11 protein-coding genes are annotated in these 11,674 nt (G+C 71.0%); 7 read left to right on the top strand and 4 right to left on the bottom strand.

Annotated elements, in window-relative coordinates; genetic code table 11:
• Positions 1 to 24: 24 nt before the first annotated feature.
• The gene (locus SM793_RS08970) at positions 25 to 237 is read right to left on the bottom strand and encodes a DUF4287 domain-containing protein (protein WP_320437535.1); all 213 of its coding nucleotides are present in this window, start codon (positions 235 to 237) and stop codon (positions 25 to 27) included.
• A gap of 46 nt (positions 238 to 283) precedes the next feature.
• A complete protein-coding gene (locus tag SM793_RS08965; RefSeq protein ID WP_320437534.1) occupies positions 284 to 904 on the bottom strand; it encodes a DUF998 domain-containing protein in 621 nt (206 codons plus the stop codon).
• 403 nt (positions 905 to 1,307) lie between these two features.
• Between SM793_RS08965 and SM793_RS08960 the strand changes: the two genes are divergently transcribed.
• The 3 genes from SM793_RS08960 to SM793_RS08950 all read left to right on the top strand — a co-directional run bounded on the left by SM793_RS08960 (position 1,308) and on the right by SM793_RS08950 (position 5,161).
• Positions 1,308 to 3,818, top strand: coding sequence for a collagenase (locus SM793_RS08960; RefSeq protein ID WP_320437533.1), 2,511 nt, complete (start codon positions 1,308 to 1,310; stop codon positions 3,816 to 3,818).
• Between the two features lie 148 nt (positions 3,819 to 3,966).
• The gene (locus tag SM793_RS08955) at positions 3,967 to 4,452 is read left to right on the top strand and encodes a diadenosine tetraphosphate hydrolase (RefSeq protein WP_320437532.1); all 486 of its coding nucleotides are present in this window, start codon (positions 3,967 to 3,969) and stop codon (positions 4,450 to 4,452) included.
• 85 nt (positions 4,453 to 4,537) lie between these two features.
• Positions 4,538 to 5,161, top strand: coding sequence for a DJ-1/PfpI family protein (locus tag SM793_RS08950; RefSeq protein ID WP_320437531.1), 624 nt, complete (start codon positions 4,538 to 4,540; stop codon positions 5,159 to 5,161).
• A gap of 14 nt (positions 5,162 to 5,175) precedes the next feature.
• Here the strand turns inward: SM793_RS08950 and SM793_RS08945 are convergent, their stop codons facing one another.
• Together SM793_RS08945 and SM793_RS08940 are read right to left on the bottom strand one after the other, a co-directional pair.
• Positions 5,176 to 5,931, bottom strand: coding sequence for an alpha/beta hydrolase (locus tag SM793_RS08945; protein ID WP_320437530.1), 756 nt, complete (start codon positions 5,929 to 5,931; stop codon positions 5,176 to 5,178).
• 41 nt (positions 5,932 to 5,972) lie between these two features.
• Entirely contained in the window at positions 5,973 to 7,103 is a 1,131-nt protein-coding gene (locus SM793_RS08940) for a GNAT family N-acetyltransferase (protein WP_320437529.1), read from the bottom strand.
• Positions 7,104 to 7,193: 90 nt separating this feature from the next.
• On the opposite strand from SM793_RS08940, the gene SM793_RS08935 reads away from it, so the two are divergent.
• From SM793_RS08935 to SM793_RS08920, 4 genes are all read left to right on the top strand, one after another.
• Complete coding sequence (locus SM793_RS08935; protein WP_320437528.1) at positions 7,194 to 7,568, top strand: VOC family protein; 375 nt, start codon at positions 7,194 to 7,196, stop codon at positions 7,566 to 7,568.
• Between the two features lie 441 nt (positions 7,569 to 8,009).
• Entirely contained in the window at positions 8,010 to 9,233 is a 1,224-nt protein-coding gene (locus tag SM793_RS08930) for a helix-turn-helix transcriptional regulator (RefSeq protein ID WP_320437527.1), read from the top strand.
• A 580-nt stretch (positions 9,234 to 9,813) separates the two neighbouring features.
• On the top strand, positions 9,814 to 9,984 hold the full coding sequence (locus tag SM793_RS08925; RefSeq protein ID WP_320437526.1) for a hypothetical protein: 171 nt from the start codon (positions 9,814 to 9,816) through the stop codon (positions 9,982 to 9,984).
• 726 nt (positions 9,985 to 10,710) lie between these two features.
• A complete protein-coding gene (locus SM793_RS08920) occupies positions 10,711 to 11,349 on the top strand; it encodes a hypothetical protein (protein ID WP_320437525.1) in 639 nt (212 codons plus the stop codon).
• Positions 11,350 to 11,674 lie beyond the last annotated feature (325 nt).

The following is an 11,674-nucleotide window of genomic DNA, read 5'->3' as shown; positions in this document are numbered from 1 at the left end:
GGGGCGGGGTCCGAAAGGCCCGGCCTACTTCCCGCCCTCGTCGAGCGTGTGCTTGACGAGGGCGTTCGCGTGCCCGTGGCCGATCCCGTGCTCCTGCTTCAGCCAGGCGACCAGCTCCATGTGCTTGGTCAGCGGGGAGGCACGGACGAGCTCCTGCCAGTAAGCGACCGGCTGCCCGTACTTCTTCTCGATGGCGGGGAAGTAGCTGGCGGGGCCGTGGGGGGCGGGGGTGGTCATGCGGTGCTCCTCGAAGTCCGTCCGGTCGTCCACTGATTGATGATCATTACGCATGGAGCCTGATCGCGACAGCGGTCAGCCAGACCAGTCCGAGCGCGGCGGCGAGGGTGAACGCCAGCACGGTGGCGCCCGAGGCGGCGAAGCCGAGCAGGACGACGGCCGCGACGACGCGCGAGGCGAGGGCCCAGGGGTGGTCGAGGTGCCGGGCGAGGACGAGGAAGGCCGCGCACAGGGCGAGGAAGCCGACCGTCCCGCCGGCCAGGTGCACCAGGCCGTGTCCGCTCAGTTCGGTCACCCGGCCCTCGGGCGCCCCGACCGGGAACCCGGCCCCGGGGTCGGCGGCGAAGAACCCGTCGAGCACGAAGCTCGCTCCGAACACCCCGACCAGCCGGGGTGCCCAGGTGCTCCCCGGCAGGGCCCGGCGGAGTCCGACGGCGCCCGCGACCAGTAGGGCGCCGGTGAGCAGGAACGCGGTCTGCTGGATCCACCCGAGCCCGCCGAGGCTCAACTGGCTGAGCGCGTTGCGGGTGAAGTCGAAGCCCTCCCGGGTCAGTCCGCCGACCGCTCCGACGGCGAGGAAGAGCGGGCCGGCGACCGCGCCGGCGGTCAGCAGCGGGCGGGCGGCGGGGGAGGCGGTGGCGGTGCGCGCGGTCATCGTGTTCGTCATGCCCATAGGACCGGGGCCGGTGCGCGAACTCATCGGAGGGTCGGATGTGACCCGCGTCACTCGAAGCGCTGTGAACGGGCCGTGTACGCCCGGCCGGAATTCCCCGGTCGGGCGTGCCGCGTGCGGGGGCGCAGATCAGCCAGTCCGAACGGTCCGCCGGCCGGTGCGACCGCCCGGCTCGTGGCCGGACGCCCCTTAGCTGCCTGCCTGCTGGTTCGTTCCGGCCGGAACCGTCGCAGGTCGGCCGCGTGGAGGGCGGAACGGAGGGCGGGATGGCTGGAAATCTCATGCAATATAACCTGTGACATTGTTCTGATCATCCGCCGATGACAGGATCCACGCCACATCTCCTTCCTTCAGTCCGACCCCAACTCGGGCTGCCCCCACTCACGAAGGATTCGGCGTGCTCCTGCGCACCAGACTCTCCATGCTCGCAGCCGGCGTCGTCGCCTGTTGCGCCACGGCCACCGCCGTGCTGCCGGCCCAGGCCTTCGCGGCGCCCCCCGCCGCCAGCGCCGGCCCGGCCCCGGCCCCCACCTCGGCCGGCCCGGTCGGCCTCACCGCCCCGACCGCGACGACGGGGTCCGAGGACCTCGCCGAGCCCGCCGCCGCGCTGCCCCCGGCGCTGATCGGCGCGACCCGCCTGAACGATCCGGCCGAGACGAGCGCGCCCGCCGCGTTCAAGTCCCTCGCCGTGCAGAGCTGCACCCCGGCCGACTTCGCGGCCCGCACCGGGGCCGACCTGGTCGCGTTCATCCGGAACTCGACCGTGGACTGCGTCAAGTCGCTGTACAGCAGCGGCGGTTCCGACCCCACCATCTTCCAGCAGTCCCGGATGCTGTCCGTCGCGGCCGCCCTCAAGGACCTGGCGGCCGGATACGCCGGTGACAACTCGACCGGCATCACCCAGCTGGTGAAGTACCTCCAGGTGGGCTACTACATCCAGTTCTACAACCCGGCCCAGACCGGCCCGTACACCGGCGAGCTCACCACCGCCGTCACCTCCGCCCTGGACACGCTCTTCGCCGGGACCCGCTGGCGCGACGTCAGCGACAACAACGGCAGCCTCCTCAAGGAGGTGGTGTGGCTCACCGACAGCGCCAATGTGCAGGCCCGCTACATCGGTGCCTACAAGCGGATCCTGGACGAGTACAACAACACCTACAACGCGTTCCCGCAGATGATCAGCGCGGTCAACTCGGTGCTGTACTACCCGCTCTGGGGCGGCTACCGGAACCAGGAGTTCGTCCGGGCGCTCGCCGCCGACCCGAGCCTCGCCAACTCGCTCGCCGACTTCGCGATCAAGCACCGCGACCTGCTCAGCGGCCCCCACGCCGTGCTCGACACCAACGCGGGCAACGACCTGGCCCGGTTCGCCGGCACCAGCCCCGCCGCCGAGGCCGTGGCCAAGCCGCTGGTCAAGAAGGTGCTGGACTCCGCGCCGCTCCTCACGCCCTTCGGTTCGCTGTACGTGTACACGGCCGTCCAGGCCGCGTACTACAACGGCGGCCAGTGCTCGTACTACGGCATCTGCAACCTGCCGGCCAAGCTCACCTCGGTGGTCCTGCCGAACCAGCTGGTCTGCGACAACCGCACCCTCCAGGCCCAGGCCCTGTCGGCCGCCGAACTGGAGGCCGTCTGCACCAGCCTGCGCGGCCAGGACGGGTTCTTCCACAGCATGGCCAAGGACAACGGCCCGATCCCGAACCAGTACGCCAAGACCGTCACCCAGGGCATCTTCGCCAACAAGGCCGACTACACCACCTACTCGTGGGCGATCTACGGCAACTCGACCGACAACGGCGGCCAGACCGTCATGGACCCGACCAACCCCAACAGCCGGGCCGTCAACGTGATGTACCAGAAGGCCTGGAACACCAAGGACACCGCCCGGGTGTGGAACCTCAACCACGAGTACACCCACTACCTCGACGGCATCTACGACATGAAGGGCAACTTCTCCACCCAGACCTCCGTCCCGGACATCTGGTGGGTCGAAGGCGTCGCCGAGTACATGTCGTACAGCTACCGCGCCACCACCGACACCGACGCGATGGCGCAGGCCGCCCAGCACACCTACAAGCTCAGCACCATCTTCCAGAACACCTACGGCAACTCGGACTCGACCCGGGTCTACCCGTGGGGCTACCTGGCCGTCCGCTACATGCTGGAGAAGCACCCGGCCGACGTGCAGGCCATGCTGGCGCGGTTCCGGGTCGCCGACTACACCGGCGGCTACGCGGTCTACAACAACCTCGGCACCTCCTACGACGCCGACTTCGACGCCTGGCTCACCGCCTGCGCCGCCGGTGCCTGCTACGCGGCCGGCCCGACCGCGCTGTTCGACACCACGGTGAGCGGCGCCACCGTCAACACGAGCGAGCGGTCCGTGCAGACCGGCCCGGGCCGGATCACCGCCTGGCACTGGACCTTCGGTGACGGCACTACCTCGGAGGAGCGCAACCCGAGCCACACCTACGCGGTGGCCGGCTCCTACACCGTCGCCCTCACCGCGACCGACGACACCGGCCGGACCGCCGTCACCCCGTCCACGGTCACCGTGACCGCCCCGGGGACCTCCCTGCTGACCTGCGGCGACCAGCGCGCCGACGCGATGGGCCAGAACTGCGCCCGGTCCGGCCGCGCCGCCACCGCCGGCAACTCCGACTACCTGTACGTCTACCTGCCGGCCGGCACCAGCACGCTGAAGGTCTCCACCACCGGCGGCACCGGCACCGCGTACCTGTACTACAACGCCGACACCTGGGCGTCGCCGACGGCCTACACCGCCGCCTCGACGGCCGCCGGCGCCACCCAGTCCATCACCGTCACCAACCCGACGGCCGGCTACCGCTACCTGAGCCTGTACGCCGTCACCGACTTCAGCGGCGTCACGGTCACCACCCAGTTCTGACACCTGTCACCTGTCACCTGTCACCTGAGACCTGAGACCTGAGACCTGACACCTGGCACCGTCTCGGATCCGCCAGCCTCGGATCCACTCGCCCGGCCGGGACCTCCCGGCCGGGCGTTCCGCGTCCACGGGCCGTTAGCCTCGGCCCGTGATCGACAACGAGAACGAGAACGACTGGAAGTCCGACCGCGTCGGCAGCGCGCTGCGCGGGGAGAACCCCACCGTCGTCCGGCGGCTGGAGTCCGGCTTCGCGGTGATCGGGGACGTGCAGTTCCTGCCCGGGTACGCGATCCTGCTGACCGACGAGCCGGGCGTGCAGCGGCTCTCCGACCTGCCCCGGCCGCGTCGGCTCGCCTACCTGGAGGACCTCGACCGCCTCGGCGAGGCCGTCGAACGGGCCTGCCGCGCGGCCGATCCCGCGTTCCGGCGGGTCAACCTGGAGATCCTCGGCAACACCGACCCGATGCTGCACGCCCACGTCTGGCCCCGCTACGACTGGGAGCCCGCCGACCTCGTCCGGCTGCCGGTCTGGCTCTACCCGCACGACCGCTGGACCGACCCGGCGCACGCCCTCACCCCCGCCCACGACCCGATCCGCGCGGCCCTCGGCGCGGAGTTGGATGCGCTCCGGTAAAGGCGAGTGGTGCAGACCACTCGTTCTCGTGAATCCGCAGCGCAGGGGCGGACTCCGGTACGGTCCCGCCCCTACGCTGCGGCGCATGGACATCGTCATCCTGCTCTTCGACAACTTCGAGCCGTTGGACGCGATCGGCCCGTACCAGGTGCTCGGCCACCTGCCGGGCGCCACCGTGCGGTTCGTGTCGGCGGGCGAGAAGGGGGTCGTGGCCGACAGCATCGGCGGGATGCGGCTGGAGGTGCCCACCGGCCGGGCGGACGTCGGGACCTGCGACGTCCTGCTCGTACCGGGCGGGCACGGCACCCGGCCGCTGATGACGGACGCCGCGCTCCTCGACTGGCTGCGCCGGACGCACGCGACCACCCGGTTCACCACCTCGGTGTGCACCGGCGCGCTGCTGCTCGGGGCCGCCGGGCTGCTGGACGGCCTGGACGCCACCACGCACTGGGCGGCCGCCGGCGAACTCGCCGCCCACGGCGCCACCTACACGCCCGAGCGGGTGGTGCGGCAGGGGCGGATCGTCACGGCGGCCGGCATCTCCGCCGGCATCGACATGGCGCTGCACCTCGCCGCCCTGCTCACCGACGAGACCACCGCCCGGGCGATCCAGCTCCACGCCGAGTACGACCCGCTGCCGCCCTTCGACAGCGGGTCGTGGGAGAAGGCCTCGCCGGCCGTCCGGGAGCGGATCCGGCAGCTCGGGTAGCCGCCGGGGGGGGGCTACTCGCCGAGGAAGGCCTCCAGGGCGGCCGCCAGGGCGACCGGGGTCTCGTGCATGGGGTAGTGGCCGCTGCCGGGCAGCTCCGCCACCTCCGCGTTGGGGTAGTGGGCGAGGAAGGTGCCGCGCATCGCCTCGGCGGTCAGCAGCAGGTCGTGCTCGCCCGCGAACACCCGGACCGGCACCGGGTTCCCGGCGACCCGGTCCACCAGGTCGGCGGTGGCCCAGTCGCGGACGTAGCCGCCGAAGGCCTCCCGGGTGGACAGCTCCAGCGAGCGGTCCACCATCAGGTCGAGCCAGACCCGGCCGGCCCGCTGCCCGGTCACCAGGTCCAGGATCCGGTACCGCTTGGCGCGGTCCTCGGCGGCGCCGTAGAACAGCGTCTCGCCGTCCGCGTCCATCGGGTACGGGCCGGCCGGAACGGGCGCCAGCCCGGCCAGCTTCCGTACCCGCCCGGGGGCCTGGGCGAGCACCTGCTGGGCGGCCTTGCCGCCCATCGAGTGCCCGACCAGTGAGAACTCCGGCCAGTCGAGCTGGTCGGCCAGCGCGAGCGCGTCGTCCGCGATCTCGGCCAGGGTGTAGGCACCGGCCACGTCCTTGCGGTCGCCGTAGCCCCGGTAGTCGAGGAAGGCGTAGCTGAAGGCGGAGCCGTCCAGGTAGTCCGGGAACGGGCCCCAGCCGGCGCTGGTTCCGAACCAGTCGTGCAGGACCAGGACCTTGTGGGCGCCGGTGCCGACCAGGCGGTGAGGGATCGTCATGCCGGGATAGCTGCCCGCCGGTCGGGCCGTCGAACCGCCGTTCAGAGGGCCCGGCGGTAGGCCACGACGGTCTCGCCGTCCACGAGTCGCTCGCCCACCTCGGCGAATCCGGTGCGGGCGAGCAGAGCGCGGGAGGCCTCGTTCCTCGGGGAGCAGGCCGCGGTGAGCGAGCTCAACCCGTAGCTTCCGGCGGCGAGTCGGAGGACCTGCTCGACGGCGGCCCGGGCCACGCCCTGTCCGGTGTCGGCCTCCGCCACCCGGTAGCCGAGTTCGGCGCCGCCGTCGGCCACGTCCACCAGGTTGACCCGGCCGACGATCCGACCGTAGCTGTTCAGGACTACATGGAAGTGGCAGCTGCCGTCGGCCTGTTCGGCGAGCAGCGCGCGATGCCGGTCGGCGAAGCCGTCGGGGGTGAAGTACTCGTCCCCCCGGTCGGGCACCGAGGAGGCGAAGAAGTCCCGGTTCTCCCGCTCGAACGCGAGGACACCGCCCGCGTGTTCGGCCGTCAGTCGCTCCAGCGTGGGGCCGGGGCCGAGCCGCGGGGCCTCCGGGTGGTACAGCCGCTGGCGTTCGGGCTCGGTCTCGCTCAGGTCGTAGCCGATGTCGTACAGCACGTCGCCGGCGGCGACCAGGACGCCCGAGACCCGGCCGAGTCCCTTGAGGACGCCGCCGCGGCCGTCCGGGTCCGGGTGGGTGTACGGCAGGCCGGCGGCGAGTTCGACCGAGCGGGCGGAGATCCGGCCGAGGATCTGCGAGCCGCGGCCGAGCAGGCTGTCGCCGAGCACCTCGGCGCCGTCCGTCAGCCGGACTTCGTCGCCGACGACGATGCTCTCGTGGGCGCCGGCGAGGATCCGGGTGCCGCCGTCGCCGATCAGTGAGCGGGCGCCGACGGTGACCCGGCCGCCGTCGGTGGCGGAGATCCTGGTGCCGCCGTACAGGACGTTGCCGGGGCCGACCGCGCAGTGGCTCTGCTCGTCGCACTCGATGACGACACCGGGGTGGAGCACGTTCTCCGGCCCGAGTTCCACCCGGCGGGAGACGATCACCGAGAACGGGTCGAGCACCGTCACGCCCTGGTCGGCGAGGTCGAGCAGTTCGGCGGGGGTGAGCAGCCCGCGTGCGCGGCGCAGCCGGTCGAGGCGCGCGGGCACGGATCCGTCCGGAGTGGTCATCCGAGCATGTTTACGATCTTCGGTCGGCTTGTCCAGCACGGCCACCGGAGCCCGCGGCCGCCGACCCAGGTCCCTCCCGGAGGAGCCCCGATGATCGGCCGGCTGCAGTGCGTCGTCCTCGACTGTCCGGACCCGGCCGCGCTGGCCCGGTTCTACGCCGGGCTGCTCGGCGGCGAGGTGGACCGCCCGGACCCGCGCTGGTCGCTGGGCGAGGACTGGTCCACCCTGCACACCCCCGACGGCCGGGTGCTCTGCTTCCAGCGGGTCGCCGGGTACCGCCCGCCCCGCTGGCCGGACCCGGAGCACCCGCAGCAGGCCCATCTGGACGTCGACGTGCCCGACCTCGCCACCGCCGACCCCGCCGTCCGGGCCCTCGGGGCGACCCTGCTCCAGGACGCCGGCGGCTGGCTGGTCTACGCCGACCCGGCCGGCCACCCGCTCTGCCTGCTCCCGGCCCGCCGCTGATTCGGTTGTGTGGCGGGCCGGGAAGGGGGCGGACCGGCCCCGTGCCCGGCCCGCCCCGGTCTCAGGGCGACATGCGCCTCCTCTTGAGTCGTGACGACCAGGCCGACGCTTACGCGACGGCCTTTCGACTCGGTGCCGTGCTGGCCCGCGCCGGGATCACCGAGCGGTACGAAATGTCCGTGCAGCGCATCCCTGGCCGGCGATCCGATCCCGGGCGGGGGGTGTACCTGGTCGACCGTGAGGCGGACCGGCCGAATCCTGCAGGGCTCGCCCTGGTGACCACGGTTCGGCACACCCGCGCCCTGGTCACCGAGTTGGTCGGATTCGCGGCCCAGACGCAACGAAGCCCCGTCGCTCAGCGGCAGAGCGTGGGGCCGCAGCCCACGCGGCGTGCTTCGGCTTACGCGGTACGGTCCCTGTAGCCACGAGGGAGGGTAAGCGGTGCTGGAGGAGCGGGAGACCATCGGCCAGCGCGTGAAGCGCCAACGTCTACGGCTGGGCATGCCGCAGGCTGACTTGGCCGCGACGATGGGCAGAACCCAAGGGTGGGTGTCCAAGGTCGAAAACGGCAGGGTGGAACTTGACAGGGCAAGCATCATCAACCAGCTTGCGGCGGCTCTGCACTGTCATCCCAACGATCTGATAGAGCGTCCGTACGTGGCGGGCAAGTCGTCCGAGAATCAGTGGCAGGTGTCAGCCTCGGGCATCTTGCGTGAGCTGCGCCGCTACGACTTGACTCCGGTTTTCGACGGCGAACCCCGTCCGTCTGCCGAGCTGTGGCGTGACACGCTACGCCTCCACCGGCTCCGGGACACGGCATCGAACGTTGCCATCCTGCGGATACTGCCGGACATGCTCCGCGAAGCGCGCTCGCTCGCTGAGGTGTCCACCGGTCGAGAGCGGGACGAGGCGTTCTCGGTCTATGCGGTGTGCTGCAAGTTCGCCCATACGTCGGCTCACGCCCTCGGGCACCCGGAGCTGGTCACGATGGCGTGTGAGCGCGCAGCCTGGGCTGCTCGGCTTTCAGGTGATCCAGTGCTTCCCGCTGTAGCTGACTGGATGCGGGTGTGGGACATGTGGGCCAGTGCGGACTGGTCCGATGCCGTCGTACTGTCGGATCGGGCGCTGGGCTCGATCGAGGGGCAGTACCGCGCAGGTGACCCCCTGGCCGTGCGCGCATGGGGAACACTGCATCTGCGGGCCGCCGTCTCTGCCGCTCGCGCAGGTGATCCGCAGGTCTGCGAAGAGCACATCCGACAGGCCCGCGAGGCAGCGGGTCGGCTCACTGAGCAGCCGGCCTTCGATCGGCACTCCCTGACCTTCTCGCCGGGGAATGTCCTGGTCCATGCGATCTCCGTGCAGGTGGAAATGGGGGATCACTCGCAAGCCTTGGCACTCGCCGAGCGATCCGACCCGGCGCAGATCGAGGCGCTGCCGAACTCGCGGCGCGGCCACCATTGCATGGACGTGGCTCGGGCCTGGCTGTGGGACGGAAACCGGGACCGAGCCTTGGCAGAACTCGAAAGAGCGGAGCGGATCGCCCCACAGCTGATCCGCAACCATCCCATCGCCCGCGCCACGCTCAGGAAGATCGTTTATGCCGAACGGAGCGCTACCCGCGAGCGGCTGAGGCGCATGTCCGACCGCTTCCACCTGGACGGATAGGACTGTATTCCGCTGAGTCATACTCAGCTGTAATCGCCCACGTACGTTCTGTTGCATGAGCGGACGACGTAGGACCCCAAGGGGCGATCCCCGTAGCGAGGCCCCTCGGTGGGCTGCCCGTACATGGCCTCAACTTGGCGATCTGGCGCGCGACTTGGTCACAGGCCGGACGGGTGTGGTGGTCGACGTCCCTGGCGAGGATGTGTACTCGTACCATCTTCGGCCCGAGGGTGGCGGCGATGAGTGGACGTCCGCCTGGCCACGGTCAACGAGCGGGTGCGCACGGACATGGCGGCCGAGAGTTCCGCGGAGGTGAGTTGACCGTGGCACTTGGAACACCGCCGCGCACGGTCGGCGCCGCGGAGCGTCCGGACCACCGAGGCTACGGGCGCCTGTCCTACCAGTGGTGCTCGCGCCGGTCGTCCTGGTCGCAGGTCTGTCGGGGATCGGACCAGGGCGACCCCTCTCACCCCGGTGGTGCCTACGTGCCGTCGGGCTGCACAACCCCCGCCCTGGTGGCGCCAACTCGGATCGGCGGACGACCGGGGCGGGGGTCCGATCGCCCTTCGAAGGACAACGCATGAGCGACCCGGACTTCTCCGCCGCCGACGATGCGGCATTGGACTTCGCCGCCAATCTCGGTGCCGCCGCCAACCTGAGTCGAGACGAGACCGCGGACCCCGCCCTTCGCGCCATGGCGCAGCGAGCCGGCGAGAACGTGCGGTGCGACAGAGGCCAGGTCCCGGACTGATCCCCATAGCTCCCGTCCTGGGCGATCGAATGAAGGTTCTCGCCCGGATGGGGTTCCACCCCTGCCTCATGGCAGGTACTCGCTGCACTCAGGGGTGCAGCGAGAGCACCACCGCTGGTCCCCGGCGGGAAGTGGGCGAAAGTGCACGGCCGACCCGTCAGACGTGACGGGCGCTCCGACACCGCTTCGCCCCGTCCCGCCCGTTCGACGGGACACCCTTTCCTGCGGGGGTGGGGGACAGCAACTGACTGCCCCGGTCGCCCTTTCCGTGAGACGGCCGGGGCGGGCAGTCCGAACCGATGTACGGCCCGGAGCGTCGTCCGATGCCCCGGATCTCTCCATCGTGAGGAGTAGTCACCGTGAACACCCCGACCGAGCGTCCCCCCGGGCCGACGGCGCCGGAGACCAACACCACGACCGCCGTCACCATCAAGTAGAGGAGAGCACCAATGCCCAGTGACGTCATCGAGTCCAAGCACAAGGGCGCCGAGAAGCCCCCGCCGAAGCACGCGGGCAAGCCGGCTCCGGAGACCCCGCCGCCCACTCCGACGGGCAAGTGACGGCGATCCATCCGGGCGGGCCCGGACCTGAACAGCCCGCACCGCCGCCCCCGTCGTCGCCGGTGGACCCGCATCGGCAGCCCTCTCCGCCGCCGGGGAGCTGACACACTGGGTGGCCCCCGCATGTGACTTGTGCGGGGGTCACCCTCTCTGCAATGGAGCGTAAGTGACAGACCAGGACAGGTTCTTGATCGCCTACGAGTCACGGCACTACGAGGATGCGGACTGGAAGGTACAGGCCGACCGTTGGACGGCATCGTTCTACACCGCTGCCGACACCCGGATTTTCGGCACCGCCGTCATCACCCGCGTGGTCCCCAGAGTGACCCCGAACCCCCGCTCCGTGTTCGATGCGGACCCGGGGTTGCTCGACCGAATCCCGCGGGTCATCTTCACCGAGGACGGCGAGCTGGTTCCCGATCTCGCCAAGATGAACCCCTCGCTGCTGCTGCTGCTGGAGTCGGTGCACGTCACGGACGAGTGGCGAGGCAAAGGGGTGGGGATGCGCCTGGCGGTCGCTGCTCTGCGACAGCTGGCCGTTCCCGGGGCCGTGGCCGTCTGCTACCCGGCTCCGATTCATGATCACGGGCCGGACGAGCTGTGTTCGTACGAGTCGGACGATCCGGAGATCCGACGGCCGGACGAAGAGGCGGTGGCCAAGCTCCAGGCAGCGTGGAAGCGGTGGGGGTTCGTGGAGCTTGACCAGGCTGTCTACACCCTGGCTCTTGACCCCGGCAACCACTCGCAAGCCCGTGTGCGGCGGCCCTCGCCCCGGCCGGTGCGACGGAGCCCCGTGCAACCGTGACCCGTTCCACAGGGACGACCACGCGAACACCCTCGGCGAAATGTGGCCCCGCGTATGGCCCGCTACCCCCCGCTGTGTCCGGTGCCAGGGGGAGGCCGTCAACCCGGCCCCGACCGGCTGTCAGGATCCATCAGCGGCCCCGGCTGCACCCGGTGGGCGCTGCTGGCCAGGCTGCCCGCAGTAGAACCCCCTCGCCCCGTCCGGAGCCGATCCGGGCGGGGCGTCCTCGGCCCTGCCGTAGAACCGCCAATCGCACGTCTCCGCCGACCCGGCCGGTCACCCCGTGTGCCTGCTCCCGGCCCGCCGCTGATCCTGCTGGTGCGGC

The sequence above is a fragment of the Kitasatospora purpeofusca genome, from assembly GCF_034043715.1.
Classification (GTDB): domain Bacteria; phylum Actinomycetota; class Actinomycetes; order Streptomycetales; family Streptomycetaceae; genus Kitasatospora; species Kitasatospora purpeofusca_A.
The sequence above is the reverse complement of the archived record's forward strand: the minus strand, read 5'-3'. Positions and strand labels throughout refer to the sequence as shown.

Excerpts from the sequence above, each read along its gene's own strand:
- SM793_RS08970 (WP_320437535.1), bottom strand. The coding sequence starts at position 237 with ATGACCACCCCCGCCCCCCACGGCCCCGCCAGCTACTTCCCCGCCATC.
- SM793_RS08965 (WP_320437534.1), bottom strand. The coding sequence starts at position 904 with ATGACGAACACGATGACCGCGCGCACCGCCACCGCCTCCCCCGCCGCC.
- SM793_RS08950 (WP_320437531.1), top strand. The coding sequence starts at position 4,538 with ATGGACATCGTCATCCTGCTCTTCGACAACTTCGAGCCGTTGGACGCG.
- SM793_RS08945 (WP_320437530.1), bottom strand. The coding sequence starts at position 5,931 with ATGACGATCCCTCACCGCCTGGTCGGCACCGGCGCCCACAAGGTCCTG.
- SM793_RS08940 (WP_320437529.1), bottom strand. The coding sequence starts at position 7,103 with ATGACCACTCCGGACGGATCCGTGCCCGCGCGCCTCGACCGGCTGCGC.
- SM793_RS08935 (WP_320437528.1), top strand. The coding sequence starts at position 7,194 with ATGATCGGCCGGCTGCAGTGCGTCGTCCTCGACTGTCCGGACCCGGCC.
- SM793_RS08925 (WP_320437526.1), top strand. The coding sequence starts at position 9,814 with ATGAGCGACCCGGACTTCTCCGCCGCCGACGATGCGGCATTGGACTTC.